Genomic DNA, 21470 nt, shown 5'->3' on the forward strand with positions numbered 1-21470 from the left:
CAAACTGCAGAACACATCATATAGCGGAGACAAAACACGAAGACTCCTTAGGGAACAGTACGAGCTGAAGATCCATTTTCATGAAGCGGTCTTCTTCATGAAAATTAGCTGAAGCCGTACCCTAGGAAAGCGAAGTGTTTTGTCGGAGCTTATGCCAGCACTCATCATCAATAGAATGGGAGAAAGTTTAGCCCACAGGAGACTCTCGCTTTTAGACAGTGACACTAGGGCTTGCAGAGTAATTCTCATTTACGCTAAAATAACCATATTGGAGGTTTTATGATGACAGAAATAGATCAAGGAATTCAGTATATGAAAGAAGGGAAGCTTGAGGAAGCGGCGAAGTATTTTACAGAAGCTATCGAGAAACACCCTCAAGATCCTGTTCACTATATTAATTTTGGTAATCTGCTTTTACATATGAAAGATGATGAGCGTGCGGAACGTTTTTATCAAAAAGCAATAGAGTTAGACGAAAAAGCAGCAACAGCTTATTATGGATTAGGTAATATCCACTTTGAACAAGAAAAATTTGATACGGCGAGACAACATTTTCAACAAGCAATAAATCTTGGTCTAGAAGAAGCAGACCCATATTTTATGTTAGGGATGACATTTTTATATGATGAAAAATTCAAACTCTCTCTCCCTTATTTACAAAGAGCAAGTGAATTAAGTCCAGATGATGTTGATGTACAGTTTCAATATGGTTTGGCATTAGCGCAGACAGAACAGTTAACGACGGCAAAATCTATCTTTGAGAACGTATTAGAGCTAGATAAAGAGCATAGTGATGCACATTACAATTTAGGTGTCATTGCCTTATTTGATGAAAATATCGATCTTGCATTACAACATTTTGATCAAGCGCTGCAAATACAGCCCGATCATTTACTAGCAGGGAATGGAAAACAGCAAATTGAAAATATGTTGGAACAGAACGAATAAAGAAAGGAGGTCTTTGTAATGGAAGATAGCCATGTAGTAGAACAGAAGAATTTTATTAAAGGTGAAATGATTCATACTATTTTTGAGAATAAAGAAGAGCATTTTTCCATTGCAAAGATCAAAATTCTTGAAACGAATCAAAAATTTGATGAAACGGAAGTAGTTGTAAAAGGGTACTTCAGACGTTTAGACCCTGGTGAAACCTATGAATTTTATGGACGTGTTGTGGATCACCAACGTTTTGGGCGCCAATTCCAAGTGGAAAGCTATCAACGTTTCTTGCCGGAGTCTAAAGAAGGAGTCATCGCCTATTTATCAAGTGATTTGTTCCCTGGTATCGGTAAAAAAACAGCAGAACGAATTGTCGATACACTTGGTGAATCCGCATTATCACAAATTTTAAATGACAAAGCAGTATTAAGTAATGTTCCCAGTTTGGCTAAGGAAAAACAAGAAAAAGTGTATCAAATACTTCAAGAAAATCAGGGGTTCGAACACATTGTCGTTGAATTATCCAGGTATGGATTTGGTTTGAAAATGGCACAAAAAATGTATACGGCATTTAAAGAAGAAACATTAGATACGTTAAAAACGAATCCATATGCGTTTGTTTTTGAGGTGGAGGGATTTGGCTTTGTTCGTGCTGACCAAATGGCACGAGAAAACAATATTTCACTAGATCATCCTACCAGATTACAAGCAGCAGCGATTTATACGCTTACCAACAGTATGCAGGACGGTCATGTGTTTTTACCAATAGAACAATTAATGTATGAGATGGATCAATTGTTAGATGGAGAAACACACCAAATTGATGTTGATAAAATGACTGCTCAAATTGTCGAGTTAAATACGGAAAAGCGAATCATCGTAAGTGAAAAAAAAGTTTATTTACCTTCCTTATATTATTCGGAAACAGGCTTTTGTGCGCAAATAGAGCGAATTGCTGATAAAAAGATAGAAAAGGTCTTCTCAGATGCAGAGTTATTAAAAATAGTAGGTTCTATTGAAGAAGAGGAAGTACTCAGCTATGGAAAAGAACAATATGAAGCGTTGGAGACTGCTTTGTCAGAGAAGATGTTTATTTTAACTGGTGGACCAGGAACAGGAAAAACAACTGTTATTAAAGGGATTCTCAATGCTTATGCAGAAATTCATGATCTTTCGTTAGATCGAGATGATTACAAAGAGGATGAGGAATACCCATTTGTCTTAACGGCTCCAACTGGTCGTGCGGCGAAGCGGATGAAGGAATCGACTGGCATTGATAGTGTAACGATTCATCGACTATTGGGGTGGGACGGAAAAGAAACCTTTGATAAAGATGAGAATAATAAACTAGAAGGAAAATTACTCATTATTGATGAGTTTTCGATGGTTGATATTTGGCTTGCTTATCAATTGTTTCGAGCGGTTCCAGATGATATGCAAGTAATCATAGTAGGTGATGAGGATCAACTGCCATCAGTGGGGCCTGGACAAGTGTTAGCAGATTTACTGAAAAGTAATGTGATTGCTTCTGTCTCATTAAAGGAAGTGTACCGACAGAAAGAAGGATCGAAAATAATTCAGCTAGCTCATGAAATAAAAAATAATGCGGTGAATGCTAATGGTTTAACGAAAGCTAGTGACTTTAATTTTCTATCGTGTCCAGATTATCAAGTCGTAGATATCGTCAAACAAGTAGTGAAAAAAGCATATGATAAAGGTGTCGATCTCAAGCAAATTCAAGTATTAGCACCAATGTATCGTTCACAAGCAGGGATTAACCGTTTAAACGAAGAATTACAGAAAGTGATTAACCCACCAGAACAAGGTCGGAGGGAAATGCGTTTTGGTGATACGGTATTTCGTAAAGGGGATAAAGTAATTCAGCTTGTTAATCAGCCAGAAGACGATGTGTTTAATGGAGATATTGGTGAAGTTGTCGCTATATTTGAAAAGGATGAAAACCTGGAACAAGAAGAGCAAGTAGTAGTTAGTTTTGATGATAGAGAAGTAGCTTACGCGAAGCCAGATTTAATGAATTTGATGCATGCCTATTGTACGTCGATTCATAAGTCACAAGGTAGTGAGTTTCAGATTGTTATATTACCGATCATCTCTGGATATAATCGCATGCTTCGAAAAAATCTTATCTATACAGCTATTACTCGTGCGAAACAGTCGTTAGTGATATGTGGTGATAAATCAGCATTTTTACGCGGGATACGAGCAGAAGATACTAATAAACGATACACATCACTTGTGCCTTATTTACAGGAGTTATTTGGTACAGAAGATGAGTCTCTGAGTGAGTCTGATGAAGAAGACGTAGATGTAGAACAAGTATTAACAGCTGATGAGCGTTTGTTAGCTGTAGAAATAAAACAAGAGTCATTTTCTCCTTATGATTTTATGGATTAAATGTTTGTTCATTAGATGTTATAAACGGAAGAATTTGGGGTTGAAAAAGAGCTAGTCACCATAGTGGAAGGGCACTACTTCATTAAGATGTCATAATAGATTCTAGATTTACTATTATATCGAGCAACTTTCTTTTTTTAGGGAGTTAGCTCGATTTTTTTATTAGGAAATGAATTCATGAAGGAATAGTAGAAGAAACAATTTAATGTGTATAATTCCGAATTAAGCGGACATACTGGAGACTAAAAGTCGAAAAGTGAGGGAAAGTTTGTGATTTGTCCGAATTGTCGCAGCAAAAATATCGGAATGATTGGTCCAGCTCAATATTATTGCTGGGATTGTTTCATTGAATTATCTGTCCAAAATAATATGTTGCATTTACATGAAGTGGAAATGGATGGTTCGTTAAGCTCATTGGATGACCTGTTTTCAGATGATGAAAGACGTGTAGAGAGGTAATGAAGTCTAATCAAAGAAGAATACGTATAATGCTCCAATTGCTTATTTTATGTCTATCTGTATTATTTCTTTACCTTATGTATATACTCTTTCCATTTTACCAGCATGTATTAATTGTTATCTTGCATGTCTTAACACCATTTATCATTGCTGGTTTTATTGCTTATTTATTGCATCCAATTGTTGAAAAATTCCACCTGCACCATATCCCCAGACCAATAGCTATTTTATGTATTTATTTACTTTTCTTTGGGCTCATTGGATTGGGGATTTATCTATCATTTCCTAAATGGATAGCACAATTACAAGAAATGGAACAAAATATTCCACAATACATTGAAGCGTATCGCACATTTATTTATGGAATTTATGACCAAACCTCTTTTTTGCCTGAGGAGTTCCATGATAAGTTAGATGACTTATTTGAACACATGGAAACGACAATTGGAGATTATATGACGAATTTGTTAATGAATATTCCGATGTTGTTTGATATGTTCGTGATGATAGCGGTAATACCTATTTTAGCTTTTTATTTTTTAAAAGATGCACAAGTATTACAGCGTGGCATACTTAAGCTGATACCGAGCAAGTATCAATCATTTACAAAGAAACTAGCAGGTGATATGGAAGATAGTTTAGGGCAATATATTCGAGGACAAATTTTAGTCTGTTTCTTCGTAGGGTTAATTAGTTTCTTCTTGTTACGTTTTATTGGGATGGACTATGCTGCTGTGCTATCTAGTATTATAGGAATTACTAATTTCATCCCGTATTTTGGACCAATTATTGGTGCGGTTCCAGCCATTTTAATAGCTTTTACTCTCTCAACGAAAATGGTCTTCTTTGTGTTTTTAGTTGTGCTAGCAGTTCAAATTATTGAAGGTAATTTACTATCTCCACTTATCGTGGGAAAAAGCATTCATATTCACCCAGTATATTTAATTCTTACATTATTCGTAGCAGCAAAGACGACCGGAATCATTGGAATGATTTTAGCTGTACCTATTCTAGCGATAGCCAGAGTTGCTGTTCCGATGATTATTAAGCAAGTAAAAGCAATTGACAGATAGCCAAAATTTATCTATAATATGCAAGCGAAGTGATATAGTAAAACGTTGAAAAACCTGAGTACTGAATTACCTTTTAAAAGAGAGGGATTTCCATGGCTGAAAGAAATTCTAATTGCTCTGATTCAGGAAGCTAGTTTGAAGTGCAGTTAAAACCTGCCGGCGACATCTCCGTTACAGATGCTAAGGTGACAGTCATTTTAGGCTGTAATTAGGGTGGTACCGCGGATATAACTCTCGTCCCTGCTTTTTTATGGCAGTGACGGGCTTTTTTTATATACAAAATGTTACATATATGGAGGCGAACAGTAATGAAACAATTAACATCTGCACAAGTGCGGCAAATGTTTTTAGACTTTTTTAAAGAAAAAGGACATGCGATTGAACCTAGTGCTTCATTAGTACCAAAGGATGATCCAACATTACTTTGGATCAACAGTGGTGTAGCGACATTGAAAAAATATTTTGATGGTCGTGTTGTTCCTGATAATCCGCGAATTGTTAACGCACAAAAATCAATTCGTACAAACGACATTACAAACGTAGGTTATACAGCAAGACACCATACATTTTTTGAAATGCTAGGGAATTTCTCTATCGGTGACTATTTTAAAGATGAGGCAATCGAATTTGCTTGGGAATTTCTAACTGGTGACAAGTGGATTGGTTTTGACCCAGAGAAATTATCTGTTACCGTTCACCCAGAAGATGAAGAGGCATATGTGTTATGGCGTGATAAAATTGGCTTGCCAGAAGAACGAATTATTCGTATTGAAGAAAATTTTTGGGATATTGGTGAAGGACCAAGTGGACCAAACACTGAGATCTTCTATGACAGAGGAGAAGAATATGGGAATGATCTAAATGATCCAGAACTGTATCCTGGCGGGGAGAACGAACGATATTTAGAGATTTGGAATTTAGTATTTTCTCAGTTTAATCATAATCCAGATGATACGTATACACCATTACCAAAGAAAAATATTGATACTGGTATGGGACTTGAGCGACTTGTTAGTGTTATTCAAAACACGAAAACAAACTTCGAGACAGATTTATTTTTACCAATTATTAAAGAAACTGAACGTCTTGCAAATACTACGTATGATCAAGCAGATGAAACAGATGTGGCATTTAAAGTTATTGCCGACCATATTCGTACAGTAGCATTTGCTGTTAGTGATGGTGCATTACCTTCTAATGAAGGAAGAGGTTATGTATTGCGGCGTCTATTGCGTCGAGCAGTTCGCTATGCGAAACAAATTGGTATCGAAAAACCGTTTATGTATGAGCTTGTTCCTGTTGTTAGTACGGTGATGGAAGAATTTTATCCAGCAGTACAAAGTAAGCAAGATTTTATTCAAAATGTGATTAAAACGGAAGAAGAACGTTTCCATGAGACATTGCAGGAAGGTTTGCAAATTTTAAACACGATTATTGAAGAAGAAAAAGCAAAAGGAAGTAAAGTATTCCCAGGTGAAGAAGTATTCCGTTTATATGACACATACGGATTCCCGAAAGAATTAACAGAGGAATATGCTGCTGAGGCTGGCTTTACTTTGGATGAAGCAGGCTTTGAAGCAGAAATGGAGAAACAACGTGATAGAGCACGTAACGCACGTCAAAAAGTTGATTCTATGCAAATTCAAGACGGTGTATTAAATCAAATTACAACAGGGAGTGCTTTCGTTGGTTATGATTCTTTACAAACAGAAACAAAAGTACTTGATATAGTTGTTAACAAAGAACGAGTAGAAACAGTCTCTGCTGGTAGTGAAGCATATATTATTTTAGCTGAAACACCGTTCTATGCGGAAAGTGGTGGACAAATAGCTGATAAAGGAACGATTTCTATTGACGGTGTACTTGCTGAAGTGCAGGACGTACAAAAAGCACCAAACGGTCAAAACTTGCATCATATTATTGTACAAGAGGGTACATTAACAACTGGGCAAACAGTACTAGCGCAAGTAGACAAGTCATCTCGCCAATATATTATTAAGAACCACACAGCGACACACCTACTGCACCAGGCATTGAAAGATGTGTTAGGAGACCATGTTAATCAAGCGGGTTCATTAGTTACTGCGGACCGCCTACGATTTGACTTCTCACATTTTAGTGCAATAACGGAAGAAGAATTAACAGAAATTGAGCAGAAAGTAAATGAGAAGATTTGGGCTTCACTTTCTGTTACAATTAGTAATAAAGCAATCAATGAAGCAAAAGAAATGGGAGCAATGGCATTATTCGGTGAAAAATATGGTGATATTGTTCGAGTAGTACAAATTGGTGATTACAGTATTGAACTATGTGGGGGATGTCACGTAAATAACTCAGCTGAAATTGGTTTATTTAAAATTGCTTCCGAATCTGGAATTGGTGCAGGAACTCGACGAATTGAGGCAGTAACAGCTAAAGGAGCTTATCAATTTGTAAATGGTAAGCATCAATTGTTACAAACGGCTGCAAGCCAATTGAAAACAAAAGAAGAACAAGTCCCAGAACGTATTGAACAACTATTTAGTGAAATGAAAGAACAGAATCGCCAAGTGGAATCATTACGAGCGAAACTTTCTCAGCTTGAAGCTTCTTCTATTTTAGATGATGTGCAAGAAGTCGATGGTGTTAAAATGTTAGCAAAACAAGTCGACGTATCTGATATGAATCAATTACGTCAAATGGTCGATGAAATGAAACAAAAATTAGAATCAGGTATTATTTTGCTTGCAGCGGTCAATAATGACAAAGTACAGCTAGCTTCAGGAGTTACAAAAGATTTAATTGAGCAAGGCTACCATGCTGGTAATCTGATTAAAGAGACTGCTAAAATCTGCGGAGGCGGTGGTGGCGGACGTCCCGATATGGCTCAAGCTGGTGGAAAAGATGCCACGAAGTTACCTGAAGCACTTGCATATGTAGAAAAATATGTACAAGCTATATGATAACTTTGGTAATTATCGAGAATTAACGGTATAATAAACAGATACAATCCGTTGTAATTATATTTGGGGGTGCTTCCATGGATGGAATGGACAAGACAATGAAATTTGATTTTTCTGAAGAGCCCATAGAGCAAGATGTTGGCGAAGTATTGCTTATCGTGTATAATGCGCTTGAGGAAAAAGGATATCATCCGATTAATCAAATCGTTGGATATTTGTTATCTGGTGACCCGGCTTATATTCCAAGACATAAGGATGCACGAAACTTAATAAGGAGAATTGAGCGCGATGAAATAATTGAGGAATTAGTGAAATATTACATCAGCGCCAATAATAAGAAATGACAAAAGTATTAGGATTAGATGTAGGATCAAAAACAATCGGTGTAGCGATTAGCGATGCACTTGGATGGACTGCGCAAGGTTTAACAACGATTCACTGGGAAGAACCAGACTATCAATCAGTAGAAGATACGTTTAAACAATTGATTGATGAACATACTATAGAAAAAATCGTGATTGGTTTACCAAAGAATATGGATGGTTCCATCGGTTTTCGAGGTGAAGCATCACAGGATTTTGCCAAATTTATCGAGGATACCTTTGCAAAAGATGTTATTCTATGGGATGAGAGACTTACGACAATGGCTGCAGAAAGAGTTTTGTTAGAAGCAGATGTAAGTCGGTCGAAGCGGAAAAAGGTAATAGATAAAATGGCTGCCGTCATGATTTTACAAGGCTATTTAGATAGCCAATCATAAAGGAGGATTTACTAATGGCATTAGAAGAAAAAGAACGTATTATTATTCCAGACGATAATGGAGAAGAACATTTATTTGAAGTGTTGTTTACGTTTGATGTAGATCAAACTGGACACTCTTACGTAGCAGTTGTACCCGCAGAGCAAAAAGAAGATGAGGAAGTAGAAGTATTTGCTTTCCGCTATGAAGAAAAGGAAAATGATGACGACCTTTCCTTATACCACATCGAGTCAGATGAAGAATGGGATATGGTCGAAGAAGTACTAAACACTGTAGCAGATAGCGAAGAATTATCTGAATAAGTAAAAAAACTGACTGGTATTAACGCCAGTCAGTTTTTTTACGCCATCAACCTTACGTTGTCTAAAAACGATAATCTGTATGAGATAAGCTCTCATCCATTCTAATGTTGATGAGTAGTAACAGACCACTCCAGCAAAACACTCCGCGTTCCTAGGGTACGGCTTCAGCTAATTTCCATGAAGAAGATCACTTCATGGAAATGGATCTTCAGCTCGTACTGTTCCCTCAGGAGTCTCCGTGTTTTGCCTCCGTTATATGTAGTGGTTTATTGCTTGTGATCGGAAATATGTTAAAACTATTCTCAAGTAGGATGTTACTATTGTCCATAGAACGGATTTCTTACTACTGTCTATACAGCATACGTGCTCTATGGACATAGAACCTTCGTTGTTTTCTCTCAAACGTCAGAACGTATAAATCCAGCGAAGGCAGAATACGGAGACTCCTACAGGAATAGCATGAGCTGAAAATCCACTTTTTCAACCACTTTTTGTTGAAAAAGTTAGTTGAAGCCATGCCTGTGGAAAGCGGAGTATTCTGACGTAGCGATAATTCAAACACTTACAAACAACAGAATGGGTGAGCGCATTTCACGGAGTAGCAAACATGGAGTAATGTCCACTCTATTTTATAGACTGCGAAAGTTGTTATAATTGTAGGGGACTACTTAGCATGAGATAGTGGATATTTTAATGATATTTATAACATGTTTAGGTGAAGTTTCTTTCTTGCGAATTTTGTAGTATAATACAATGGGTGAAAGGAGAGTCCTAAATATGAGTAAAGAGAACGATGGGAAAAACGAGACAAAAAAGAAACTTACATATAAAGAAATAGCAGAAGAACGTGGGAAAGAAGCGAGCATTGCGCGTAAAATCTTTTTAGTAATATTGCTTGTCTTAGTAGCAATTATTATTATTGGGGGATATAGTGCCTATAAATATGTTGATAAAGGAACTTCACCTGTTGATCCAGACAGTACAGAAGAGGTTGAAATTAATATACCGTTAGGATCGTCTAGTTCAGATATAGCAAACATTTTAGAAGAACAAGGTGTTATCAACAATGGTTTAATTTATCGTTTTTACGTTAAATTTAATAATGCAGCTGACTTTCAAGCTGGTGATTATACACTATCACCTTCTATGTCATTAGCTGAGATTACAAAAGAATTGGAAACAGGTTCACTCGAAGAAGAGGCGGAACTTCGTGTTACGATTCCAGAGGGTAGAAATATACAACAAATAGCATCTATTCTTGAAGACAAAGCAAATATTGATAGTGATGATTTTCTAGAACAAATGACAGATGAAGATTATATAGAGGATTTAGTGAAGGAATATCCGGATATATTAACAGATGATATTGTTGCAGACGGTATCAAATACCCATTAGAAGGATACTTATTCCCGGCAACATATGAATTTCACACTGATAGTCCGACTATCGAAGAAATCGTATCGCAAATGTTAACCAAAACAAGTACTGTTATCTCGGCTCACCAAAATGAGATTAATGATGACGACTTTTCCGTTCATGAGTTAATTACCTTTGCTTCCTTGGTAGAGGAAGAAGCACCATCAGAAGATGATCGAAAATCCATTGCTGGAGTGTTCTATAATCGATTAACTCAAGGAATGAGGCTTCAAACAGATCCAACGGTTATCTATGCATTGGGTGAACATAAATCAAGATTAACTTATGACGATTATGAGACAGACTCACCGTATAATACGTATCAAGTAGATGGATTACCGATTGGACCGATTGCTAACTTTGGTGAGAGCTCTTTAACAGCTGTGCTTGATCCGAGTGATAATGATTATTTATTCTTCTTGGCCGATAGTGATGGTAATGTTCACTATTCAACTTCATATGCGGAGCATCAACAATTAGAAGAAAAATATATTCATAATCAAGACTAGAAGCAGGGGGAATGAGCTAACCCTGCTTTTCCCCTGTATAAAGAAGGGAATGATAGGTGTGCATAATCAAGATATAATCGATTATTTGAATAAATTAGGACAAGAAGAGGCAGATTGGATAAAGCAATTACAACAAGAAGCTGAAGAACACCATGTACCAATAATGGATAAACAAGGTATAGCTTTACTTCAACAATTGATTCGACTTCATAAACCAACTAAAATACTTGAAATCGGAACAGCAATCGGGTATTCTGCATTAAGGATGTTAGAAGCTTATCCTGATAGTTCGGTTGTTACGGTTGAAAGAGATCAATCTATGTATGAGCGAGCGACTGCCAATATAGAATTAAACAATCAGCAGGATAACATTAACATTATTTTTGGTGATGCCTTAGAGGTTGAGGGAGATATTCAACAACAAGGACCGTATGATATGATCTTCATTGATGCAGCAAAAGGTCAGTATCGCCATTTCTTTGATAAATATGCGCCATTACTAACGGATAAAGGTTTAATCATAACAGATAATGTTCTATTCAGAGGATTAGTCACAAATGCAGAAGAAGCACCAAAAAGATTACAAAAATTAGTAGAGAAAATTAAATTATATAATCAGTGGCTAATGGAAAACCCATTGTATGATACAACCATTTTACCTGTTGGTGATGGAGTAGCGATTAGCGTGAAAAAGTAAAAGTAGAGGTGCACAACATGAGTAAGAAAAAACCAGTAATTATCGGAGTAGCAGGTGGATCAGGTTCAGGTAAAACATCTGTAACAAAAGCTATTCAAAATCGCTTTCAAGACCAATCTGTACTTGTTATCGAACAAGATTATTATTATAAAGATCAATCAGATGTTCCAATGGAAGAGCGACTGCAAACGAATTATGATCACCCGTTAGCATTCGATAATGATCTGTTGATCGAGCATATTAAACAACTAACCAATCAAGAATCAGTCAATAAACCTGTTTATGATTATGCGTTGCATACCAGATCAACGGACAGTATTCCGATGGAACCAAAAGATGTTATTATTATAGAAGGAATTTTAATTCTAGATGATGCGCGATTAATGGAACTAATGGATATTAAAGTTTTTGTTGATACGGATCCGGATTTGCGCATTATTCGTCGTTTATTGCGAGATATTAATGAACGAGGACGTTCGATTGATTCTGTCATTAATCAATATATTCAAACAGTTCGTCCAGCACATCTACAATTTATTGAACCAACTAAAAGATATGCAGATGTAATCATTCCAGAAGGTGGACAAAATGTAGTGGCGATTGATCTATTAGCAACAAAAATCGAAAAAATATTGGAGTTATCATAAAGTGAATGGACAGATTAACAGAGGATCTGTCCATTCAAAAAATACCCCAGATAAAACTATTGAAAAAAACGTAAAAATTTGAGATAGTAGTGGTTAGTAAATAAAGCATTTACATAGTTGATGTTCTATAGTAAGTGTTATTTTTAATCTGATGGCATACAATGATTTGTATGTTGCGATTAACAGTAGAGGATAGAAGGAGTGTAGGATTATGCCAGAAGAAAAAGAGTTTTACATGACGGAAGATGGCTTGAAAAAACTAGAGGAAGAACTGGAATACCTAAAAACGGAAAGAAGACAAGAAGTTGTTGAGCGTATCAAAATAGCTAGAGACTTTGGTGATTTATCTGAAAACTCAGAGTATGATGCAGCTAAAGATGAACAAGCCTTTGTTGAATCAAGAATTGCAACAGTAGAAAATATGATTCGAAATGCAGTTATTATAAAAGATGAGGATGAGAATCCTGATGTCGTATCATTAGGAAGAACTATTACATTTCTTGAATTACCAGATGGTGAAGAGGAAAGTTATACAATTGTAGGTAGTGCAGAAGCAGATCCTTTTGAAGGAAAAATTTCTAACGATTCACCAATCGCAAAAAGTTTATTAGGTCGTTCGATCGGTGAAGAGGTGGTAGTACCAACTCCAGCTGGTGATATGAACGTAAAAATTGTTAGTGTACAATAAGATAAAAATGGATGTCTTACAGGAAGACATCCATTTTTATGTGTTAGTGAGTGGCTTAAGTTCATGCTCTAAGAAATACTCTTTGTTTTTTTCGAGTATTAATTGAAAGACCAGTTTTTCTGGAACTGAACGAATTTGCAATGTCGTATCATCGAGAAAATGAATAAATAAGATCTGGTTTTCCTTGTCATAGCTAATAGATTCAAAGCTACTAAGTTCCCATAAATTGCGATCAAACGTAGTCGTTCTCAACATTACACACGCTCCTTACATTTTCTTTCAATATTGTTATATTCCATATATATGGATAAACTCCTGCAAGTATGACAAAAAAAGCGAGAAATCGTTCGAATTTCCTAAAAATCAGCTTGTCGTGGTGAATTATTTATCTTTTTAGTATAATATTGTTTGGGAGGGTGGAATAATGGCAGATGATAATGTGCAAAAAACAAGAAGAGACAGATTTGAGAAAAAAAGAACGAACACAAAGGCAATAACATGGTTAAGCATTGCTGGAGGAATTTTAGTCATACTAATTATCTCACTTATCGTTTTTGGTGGGAAGGGTAATGATGAGCCAAAGCTAGCAGAGGATGCAGATGAATATGCATTAGGTGAACAACAAAATGATTCTTCCTCTCCTGGTGAAGAAGAAAATGACGAATTAGAGGTTCGAGAGGTCGAACCAGATAGCGATGATGCGAACCAATCAGGTGTGCAATTAAGTGAAGTTGATCCAACAGATTCCAATGTTCGTTCTGCATATGAAGGAAATTGGCAGCCGATTGGAACGGAGCAATCTGAGCCACATACAACTGTGTATGACAATGATTCTGTGGACAGACAAGAGATGGCACGAGCGGTTGAACTAGTTACGGAAATTCCTGTAGAACAACAAGTAACATGGAGAGCGGAACGTGCAGGTGAGCAAAGTGTGCATGTTGTTGTTTCACATAAAGAGAATCAAGATGACACGTATAGAGTGACACTTAATTGGATGGAAAATCAAGGGTGGCAACCTGTACTTTTAGAAGAATTAATAGAAAATACTTATAGATAATTGTGGCAACTGGAGGCTTAAAAATGATAGGTATAATCGGTGCAATGGATGAAGAAGTTGAATTATTAAAAGAAAAAATGGAAATTAGTGAAACAAAAACAATTGCCAATAGTCATTTCTTTGCAGGAACGTTAGAAGGGAAGGAAGTCGTTGTATTAAAATCCGGGATTGGCAAAGTAAATGCTGCAATGGCTACAACGATACTATTTGAACAATATCAACCAGACTTTGTCATTAACACAGGATCTGCTGGTGGATTTCATCAAGACTTAGAAGTAGGTGACATTGTGATTTCAACAGAAGTAGTACATCATGATGTAGATGTAACAGCTTTTGATTATGAGTATGGTCAAGTACCTCAATTACCACCAAGATATGTAGCTGATGCTGTATTAATTGAACAAGCAGTAGAAGCTGTAAAACAATTAGAAGGTACGACTGCTATGAAAGGCTTAATTAGTACAAGTGATTCCTTCATGCAGGATAAAGACAAAGTGGCCTTTGTACGTGGGAAATTCCCAGAGATGATCGCTGCTGAAATGGAGGCTGCTGCGATTGCTCAAGTATGTCATCAGTACAGCAAGCCATTTGTGATCATCCGTGCGCTTTCGGATATAGCGGGCAAAGAATCATCTGTATCATTTGATACATTCTTAGAAAAAGCAGCAACAAATGCAGCAACGCTTATTATGGAAGTTGTTAAGAATTCTACTAACTGATGAAAAAATAGCTGTCGGAATGCCGACAGCTATTTTAATTCATTACGATAATATTCATGAAAAACTTTCATTAGTGCTCTTTTTTCTATTCTTGAAACATAACTACGAGAAATCTTTAACTTTTTTGCAATCTCACGTTGGGTTAATTCATCGTTATTGCCTAAACCAAAGCGATCAATAATCACTTCTTTTTCTCGTTTATCAAGTACACGTAAGTATTTTTGAATCTTTTCCAATTCCATATGCAACTGAATAGCTTCTGTAATATCTTCATTTTCTGCTTCTAATATATCAATAAGACTGATTTCGTTACCTTCTTTATCTTGCCCGATAGGATCTTGTAAAGAAATATCTTTTTTTGTTTTTTTTGTAGCCCGTAGATGCATCAGAATTTCGTTTTCGATACATCTAGCAGCATATGTGGCTAGTTTGGTGCCTTTGCCACTAGCATAGCTCTCTATGCCTTTAATTAGCCCTATAGTTCCGATTGAGATTAAGTCTTCCGCATCTTCACCAGTGTTTTCGAACTTTTTGACAATGTGAGCTACTAATCTTAAATTGTGTTCAATCAACTTATTCCGTGCATTATCATCTCCTTCTTGCATCTTTTTAATCATTTCTGCTTCTTCTTTTTGTGGAAGGGGTTGAGGGAAGGTATTGTTCTTTACATAAGCTACAAAAAATAACGCTTCTTTAATAATCGCAAAAATACTGAACAATATTGACAACATAACACCTCCTAGACAGTAGGTATTCGCCTATATTTCATCATATGCCGAACGTTTGTCCATTGTGTCAAACGTCAAGCATATTCATAACACTATACAAATTTCGATGTCTAAGAGCGGTAGCCTCACACGGAGATAGGCGTTCTTCCATTCTATATTAATAATGGGTGCTGGCATAAAGCTCCGACAAATCACTACGCTTTCCGCGGGTACGGCTTCAGCTAACTTTGGGAAGAAGACCACTTTCCAAAGTTAGTTGAAGACAAGCCCGTGGCATAGAAAACACTATGAAAGCGGTCTGTGCTTGAATAGATGTTGCACTTGTGCTCCGAGGGTGAACGCATTTCATGAAGTATTAAACATGGAGTTAACGTTTGCTACCGCTCTTAGACATCGAAAGTCTTTATTTATAAGAAAAGCTTTGTGACCGATTCTTGATCACAAAGCTTTTGGTTATTTTATCTTCTTTTTTCTAATGAGTCTGCGTATTCGTCTCTTGTTTGACCGTCATGTGACCATGGTTTTACACCTGTTGCGTGTGCGGCACGGCCGATCATATGTGCAGAAACAGGGGCGGTTATAAGGATAAAGATAATTCCAAGAATTAACTTACCACTTATTAAGCCGTGCTCCACATATAAGAAGATAAACGCACCGATCATAATCCCTGCAATTCCAAGCGTTGCTGCTTTAGTAGAAGCATGCAAACGAGTGTATACATCCGGGAAGCGAATGACACCAATAGAAGCAGATAATACAAAGAATGTTCCTACAATAAGAAACAATATGACAATGATATCAATAATGAGCTCAGTCGTCGTCCCTGTCAATGATAACACCCTTTTCTAAATATTTTGCTAATGCAATCGTACCGATAAATAACAGAATACCGATTAATAGTATTACATCATTTAAACGTGTGGTAGCAAGTAATACTGCTACTAGTCCTGCCATCCCCATTAAATTAATACCCATTGCATCAAGTGCAACTGCTCTGTCAGGGTTAGTAGGGCCTTTAATAACTCGATATAAAAGTAATGCAATAGATATGGTGATGACTATCATACATACGATAGTAACTATTCCGATGATTTCTTTCATCGTGTCACCTCCATAATTGCTTTTTCAAAAGTTGTTTTAATTGCTTCAATCGCTGTGTCATTATCATCTAAGTCCATAGCATGTATATAAATCGTGTTGTTATCATCTGAAACAGCTACAGAAAGTGTTCCTGGCGTAAGCGAGATTAAAGAGGTTAACATTGTAATTTCCCAGTTGCTTTTGAGTTCAGTAGGTAAAGCAAATATACCTGGCTTATAGTCTTTTCGTGGCTTATATACCCATCTTACGATATCCAAATTTGAAATGAGTAGCTCCTTTATAAAAAGGAACACAAGCTTGATGATTTTCCAGACACGTCCAAGGTAGAACGCATCTGGAATAAATCTTCTTAACATAAACAGTAACAATGCCCCAATTATATACCCGCTCAGGAAGGATACAAATGTATATGTCTCGCTTAAAAACATCCACATGATCGCGATAACTAAATTTAAGATTATTTGCAGAGGCATAATGATTTACTCCTTTAATATAGATTCAATATAATTTTGCGGATTCATTAAATAGTCTCCGATTCCTTCGATTGTCGGATAGAACCATTCAGCTCCTACTCCAAGTAACACAGAGAAGAAGAGTAAGAAAGCGATCGGGAAGACGAATCCTCTAGCTGCTTTTTTATTAGGCGTAAATGATTCATCTTTTTCGCCCCAGAAGCCACGAATAAAGATTCTCATAACGGATAATAAGATAAGTAAACTTGAAGCTAGAGCGATAATCGCTACAACGATTTGATCAGCTTCCATCGCACCTTGTAGCAATAAAAGTTTACCTATAAACCCACTAAACGGTGGAATACCAGCTAATACGAAAGCGGCAATAAAGAACATCCAACCTAGAAGAGGATAGTGATGAATCAATCCACGCATTTTACGTAAATCACTAGTACCAGCAAGATAAGCAATAGCTCCAACTAGTAAAAATAGAGCCGCTTTAATAATCATGTCATTAATTAAATAATAAACTGAACCAGCAAATCCTGTACTATTATAAACACCGATTCCTAGTAACATAAAACCAACTGCAGGAATAATGTTATAAGCAACAACTAGTTTAATGTTATTCGTTGACAATGCACCGATTGCTCCAAAAACTAAAGTTAGCGCAGCAATCCAAATAAAGAATTCATGCGTAAGATTACGCTCATGAATAAAGATCAATGAAAAGACTCGTAATAAGGAATAGATCCCTACTTTCGTTAATAAAGCACCGAATAATGCTGATATAACAGGATTAGGCGCGATATAAGGTTTTGGTAACCAATAATAAAGTGGGAATAGAGCTGCTTTTGTACCGAATACAAAGAATAGGAGAATCCCAATCGTTGTCAGTACACCGGTTTGCTCTACTTCACCTACACGCTCTGCAATTTGTGCCATATTTACTGTTCCTACAACAGAATACAAGAACGCGATCGTCGTGACGAAAAGCATAGATGAGAATAAATTAATTAACACATATTTTAATGATTCTCGTAGTTGTACTTTTTCGCCACCTAATACAATTAAACCATAGGAAGCCATTAATAATACTTCGAAGAATACAAATAAGTTAAATAAGTCGCCTGTTATAAACGCGCCAGATACACCAGCAATTAGTAAAAAGTAGAATGTATAGAAATAGAATTCTTCCTGTTTTTGACTAAGTGATTTTGGTGCGTAAAAAACACAGGCAATTGCCACGATATTCGTCGTTAGTGCTAGCGACAACGACAGCATATCTGCAACTAACACAATTCCAAAAGGCGCTGCCCAATCACCTGATTCTAGAATGACTGTACCATTTTGGTGTACATAGAATAAAATATACGCGACTACACCAGTATTAATCACTGTAAGCACTTGGGCAAAAACACGCACTACTTTTAATTTCTTATGAAACAGTGCGGCAAGTACACCAGCGATAAGTGGTATGATTATCGGTAATGCTGCTAAGTTACTAATCATTTTCGCTACCCCTTAATTTTTCCATATTATCTGTACCATTTTCCTTAGACGCTCGGTAAGCAAGAACTAATAAAAGACTTGTTACACCAAAACTGATTACGATGGAAGTCAGAATTAGCGCTTGAGGTAATGGGTCTGCATAATTTTCAATTGCATCTTCGAGGATAGGGGGAGCTCCTGCCTTTAATTCCCCCATTGTTAAGATAAATAAGTGTGCACCATGTGATATCAGTGCCGTACCAATAATTATTCGTAGCATTTGTTTCTGCAACAAGTTATAAACTCCTGTTGTAAACAATACGCCCGCAAGAATCGACATTATTATTTCCATTTATTCTGCCTCCTTCTTGTTGCGTAATTTAATCAATCCATAGATGGCAAACGCGGCGATACCAAGTACAACAATTTCAAATAACGTATCAATACCACGCATATCGACTAAAATAACGTTCACGACATTATGTCCGCCACCAATCTTATATGCTGTTTCTAGGAAATAATCAGATATCTTATCAAATAATTTTGTACTATGAGCAGAAATGGCAACAGTAGTCATTAATGCACCAAAGGCAACAGAAATAATGATGTTAATAAGCTTCTGCGATACGTTCTCCGTACGTTCACGTAAGTTAGGTAAGTGGTAGAAACATAATAAGAATAACGCTACTGTAATGGTTTCTACTACTAATTGTGTCAATGCTAAGTCTGGTGCACGGTAGATAACAAATAGTAAAGCTAATCCATATCCAACTACACCAAGAATTAAAATAGAAGCAATCTTGTTTCTTGTGAAAATTGTACAAATTGCTGCAATAGCCATTGTAATGGCAATTAACACTTCAGGTACAGTGATTTCGGCAAGATTAGTGGTATCTAATGCAAATCCATCTGTTAACCATAACGCGCCAAAACTACATACTAATATGGCAACGAGAATGAGTGCCATATACAAACGAAGAGAACCCGTCATATAGAAGTTCGTTAATTTAGCTGAAGCTTTTTCTGATTGATCTAATAAGAAGTCATACGCCTTATTAAAGCTTAATTTACCAGGGAATAAGTTGTAAATACTACTCCAACCTTTTCTGGTAATGGCTAATACTATACCGACACCTACAACGATTAGAGACATATAAAGTGCTGGAACCCAACCGTGCCAGAAATGGATATGAACTTCTTCCATAGGTTGGCCATAGATAGCTTCAGCAGTATGTTGTAAGAAAGTACTATTTACAATATTCGGGAACAACCCGATAACGATAACACCTAATACTAAGATGATCGGTGATACGAGCATACCAATTGGTGCTTCGTGTGGTTTCTTTTCAAGTTTATCTAAGTGTTTTTCACCAGTAAATGTACCGAAGACAAGGTACATAGAGTATACAAAGGTAAAGATACTTCCAAATACAGCTAAGTATGGTATAGCTTGCGCCAATACATTAGCGAATCCAATCGAAGATTCATTTAAATGAAGTGTTGATTCAAAGAACATTTCTTTACTATAGAATCCGTTTAAGAACGGTAACGGCAAGCCTGCCATTGAAAATGTACCAAAGAATGCTAATGTTGCAGAAATAGGCATTAACGTAAATAGGCCACCTAAACGACGAATATCACGTGTACCAGTCTCATGATCAACGATACCAGCAATCATAAACAAACTACCTTTAAATGTAGCGTGATTCAAAATATGGAATACAGCAGCAAAGATAGCAGCACTTGTACCGAAGCCAAGCATCGCCATAATCATTCCTAGTTGACTAATAGTAGAGAATGCTAATATTCCTTTTAAATCTGTTTGTCTCACTGCCATATATGATCCCCAGATAAGTGTTAGGATACCAATTCCGCTGACAAAGACGAAAAACCAGTCGTTTCCTGAGAAGATAGGTAAGAACCTAGCAACTAGGAAAATCCCTGCTTTAACCATTGTCGCAGAGTGTAAATAAGCACTTACTGGAGTTGGTGCTTCCATTGCATCTGGTAACCAGATATGAAAAGGGAATTGAGCAGATTTTGTAAATGCACCTAATAAAATAAAGGCTAAAATTAATCCAAAATAATCACTCGATAGAATGACATCTGCCTGACTAATCATTGCTTGGATACTAGTTGTTTCGGTAATGATGGATAATAAAATAAATCCACCAAGCATACTAAGGCCACCGAATACAGTAATGAGCATAGATTTTAAAGCTCCATATCTAGAACGCTCTTTGTAGTTCCAATAACCAATTAACAGGAATGATGAAATCGAGGTAAGTTCCCAAAATGCATAGAGAACAAATACGTTATCAGAAAGGACAACACCAAACATAGCTGTCATGAAAATTAGTAGATAGACGTAAAATTGATCTAATCTTTCCGAGGTGTGTAAATAAAAGATGGAATAAAGTGTAACAAGTGTACCTATCCCACTAATCAATAATACGAATAATAAGCTTAATCCATCTAAATAAAAGTCGAAGCCGATATTTAATGATGGAATCCAGTTGTACGATTGATTAATAGGTGAAAAATCATTCCCAACGCTTGGAATAAAATAAATAAATATGGCGAGTGGAGCTAAAAGTACAAAATAGCCAGTATGAATTTTTTCCTTCCATTTGCTTAAGAATGGGATGAATATTGCCAGTAAGACCGGCAAAAACACAGCAAATAACATCTAATGATGATCCCCCTTATGTAACTTTTATAATTGTGTTTTGTTAACCATGCTGCAAGTAGTCCATATAACTAACGCATTAACTAGAAATATAGGATATGGACATGAACAACTTGATAAAATTTGTTCTTTTTAATTAGCAGAGTTTCACCTAACGGCATACTCTTTTATTTTAATCTAAAAATAATAAAAATTACAAGAGTAGAGTTCTTTGTTCCGTGAGTTTAACAATATTTAAACGAGAACTTTCCTATTTATATTATGCGGAAAAATTTTTTTCTTATGAATCATACATTTCTTAAACTAGGGATGGATTTCTTCCTAATTTTTTGAAAAGTTATCGATATATAAATGAGCGAGGAAAAGGGGGAGTCTTATTATA

The 21470-nt window shown here is 36.3% G+C and carries 22 protein-coding genes and 1 other annotated feature; of the genes, 14 read left to right on the top strand and 8 right to left on the bottom strand.

Annotated elements, in window-relative coordinates:
* Positions 1-282: 282 nt before the first annotated feature.
* The 12 genes from SH601_RS07710 (at position 283) to greA (ending at position 12848) form a co-directional block, all read left to right on the top strand.
* The gene (locus SH601_RS07710) at positions 283-948 is read left to right on the top strand and encodes a tetratricopeptide repeat protein (RefSeq protein WP_319957716.1); all 666 of its coding nucleotides are present in this window, start codon (positions 283-285) and stop codon (positions 946-948) included.
* Between the two features lie 18 nt (positions 949-966).
* Complete coding sequence (recD2, locus tag SH601_RS07715; RefSeq protein ID WP_319957717.1) at positions 967-3354, top strand: SF1B family DNA helicase RecD2; 2388 nt, start codon at positions 967-969, stop codon at positions 3352-3354.
* Positions 3355-3624: 270 nt separating this feature from the next.
* Complete coding sequence (locus SH601_RS07720; RefSeq protein ID WP_319958139.1) at positions 3625-3813, top strand: hypothetical protein; 189 nt, start codon at positions 3625-3627, stop codon at positions 3811-3813.
* A 29-nt stretch (positions 3814-3842) separates the two neighbouring features.
* Complete coding sequence (locus SH601_RS07725) at positions 3843-4886, top strand: AI-2E family transporter (protein WP_319957718.1); 1044 nt, start codon at positions 3843-3845, stop codon at positions 4884-4886.
* A 36-nt stretch (positions 4887-4922) separates the two neighbouring features.
* Positions 4923-5131, top strand: a binding site (T-box leader).
* A gap of 63 nt (positions 5132-5194) precedes the next feature.
* Positions 5195-7828 (top strand): alanine--tRNA ligase, encoded by a 2634-nt coding sequence (gene alaS, locus SH601_RS07730; protein WP_319957719.1) that lies wholly within the window; start codon positions 5195-5197, stop codon positions 7826-7828.
* 77 nt (positions 7829-7905) lie between these two features.
* Positions 7906-8172, top strand: a complete 267-nt coding sequence (locus tag SH601_RS07735) for an IreB family regulatory phosphoprotein (RefSeq protein WP_319957721.1) — start codon at positions 7906-7908, stop codon at positions 8170-8172.
* Positions 8169-8588 (top strand): Holliday junction resolvase RuvX, encoded by a 420-nt coding sequence (ruvX, locus tag SH601_RS07740; RefSeq protein WP_319957722.1) that lies wholly within the window; start codon positions 8169-8171, stop codon positions 8586-8588. The genes SH601_RS07735 and ruvX overlap by 4 nt, the downstream gene beginning before the upstream one ends.
* 14 nt (positions 8589-8602) lie before the next feature.
* The gene (locus SH601_RS07745) at positions 8603-8890 is read left to right on the top strand and encodes a DUF1292 domain-containing protein (protein WP_319957723.1); all 288 of its coding nucleotides are present in this window, start codon (positions 8603-8605) and stop codon (positions 8888-8890) included.
* A gap of 777 nt (positions 8891-9667) precedes the next feature.
* Entirely contained in the window at positions 9668-10816 is a 1149-nt protein-coding gene (mltG, locus tag SH601_RS07750) for an endolytic transglycosylase MltG (protein WP_319957724.1), read from the top strand.
* 49 nt (positions 10817-10865) lie between these two features.
* Positions 10866-11513, top strand: coding sequence for an O-methyltransferase (locus SH601_RS07755; RefSeq protein ID WP_319957725.1), 648 nt, complete (start codon positions 10866-10868; stop codon positions 11511-11513).
* A 17-nt stretch (positions 11514-11530) separates the two neighbouring features.
* Entirely contained in the window at positions 11531-12160 is a 630-nt protein-coding gene (gene udk, locus SH601_RS07760; RefSeq protein WP_319957726.1) for a uridine kinase, read from the top strand.
* Between the two features lie 211 nt (positions 12161-12371).
* Positions 12372-12848, top strand: a complete 477-nt coding sequence (gene greA / locus SH601_RS07765) for a transcription elongation factor GreA (RefSeq protein WP_319957727.1) — start codon at positions 12372-12374, stop codon at positions 12846-12848.
* Between the two features lie 36 nt (positions 12849-12884).
* Here greA and SH601_RS07770 read toward each other — a convergent pair whose 3' ends face one another.
* Positions 12885-13103, bottom strand: coding sequence for a KTSC domain-containing protein (locus SH601_RS07770; protein ID WP_319957728.1), 219 nt, complete (start codon positions 13101-13103; stop codon positions 12885-12887).
* A gap of 169 nt (positions 13104-13272) precedes the next feature.
* On the opposite strand from SH601_RS07770, the gene SH601_RS07775 reads away from it, so the two are divergent.
* Together SH601_RS07775 and mtnN are read left to right on the top strand one after the other, a co-directional pair.
* Positions 13273-13908 carry a YrrS family protein gene (locus SH601_RS07775; protein ID WP_319957729.1) on the top strand — a complete coding sequence of 212 codons (636 nt, stop codon included), beginning with the start codon at positions 13273-13275 and terminating at the stop codon, positions 13906-13908.
* A gap of 23 nt (positions 13909-13931) precedes the next feature.
* Positions 13932-14627: a 5'-methylthioadenosine/S-adenosylhomocysteine nucleosidase gene (gene mtnN, locus SH601_RS07780; protein ID WP_319957730.1), complete on the top strand. Its 696-nt coding sequence runs from the start codon at positions 13932-13934 to the stop codon at positions 14625-14627.
* Positions 14628-14656: 29 nt separating this feature from the next.
* On the opposite strand, the gene sigK is transcribed toward mtnN, so the two are convergent.
* The 7 genes from sigK to SH601_RS07815 form a co-directional block, all read right to left on the bottom strand.
* Entirely contained in the window at positions 14657-15358 is a 702-nt protein-coding gene (gene sigK / locus SH601_RS07785; RefSeq protein ID WP_319957731.1) for an RNA polymerase sporulation sigma factor SigK, read from the bottom strand.
* 455 nt (positions 15359-15813) lie between these two features.
* The gene (gene mnhG / locus SH601_RS07790; RefSeq protein WP_319957732.1) at positions 15814-16185 is read right to left on the bottom strand and encodes a monovalent cation/H(+) antiporter subunit G; all 372 of its coding nucleotides are present in this window, start codon (positions 16183-16185) and stop codon (positions 15814-15816) included.
* On the bottom strand, positions 16166-16456 hold the full coding sequence (locus SH601_RS07795; RefSeq protein WP_319957733.1) for a Na(+)/H(+) antiporter subunit F1: 291 nt from the start codon (positions 16454-16456) through the stop codon (positions 16166-16168). Before SH601_RS07795 ends, mnhG begins: the two co-directional genes overlap by 20 nt.
* Complete coding sequence (locus SH601_RS07800) at positions 16453-16929, bottom strand: Na+/H+ antiporter subunit E (RefSeq protein WP_319957734.1); 477 nt, start codon at positions 16927-16929, stop codon at positions 16453-16455. Before SH601_RS07800 ends, SH601_RS07795 begins: the two co-directional genes overlap by 4 nt.
* A gap of 6 nt (positions 16930-16935) precedes the next feature.
* Entirely contained in the window at positions 16936-18417 is a 1482-nt protein-coding gene (locus tag SH601_RS07805) for a Na+/H+ antiporter subunit D (RefSeq protein ID WP_319958124.1), read from the bottom strand.
* A complete protein-coding gene (locus tag SH601_RS07810; protein WP_319957735.1) occupies positions 18413-18751 on the bottom strand; it encodes a Na(+)/H(+) antiporter subunit C in 339 nt (112 codons plus the stop codon). Before SH601_RS07810 ends, SH601_RS07805 begins: the two co-directional genes overlap by 5 nt.
* On the bottom strand, positions 18752-21088 hold the full coding sequence (locus SH601_RS07815; RefSeq protein WP_319957736.1) for a Na+/H+ antiporter subunit A: 2337 nt from the start codon (positions 21086-21088) through the stop codon (positions 18752-18754).
* Positions 21089-21470 lie beyond the last annotated feature (382 nt).

Source organism: Gracilibacillus pellucidus, from assembly GCF_033949965.1.
Taxonomy (GTDB): domain Bacteria; phylum Bacillota; class Bacilli; order Bacillales; family Amphibacillaceae; genus Gracilibacillus; species Gracilibacillus pellucidus.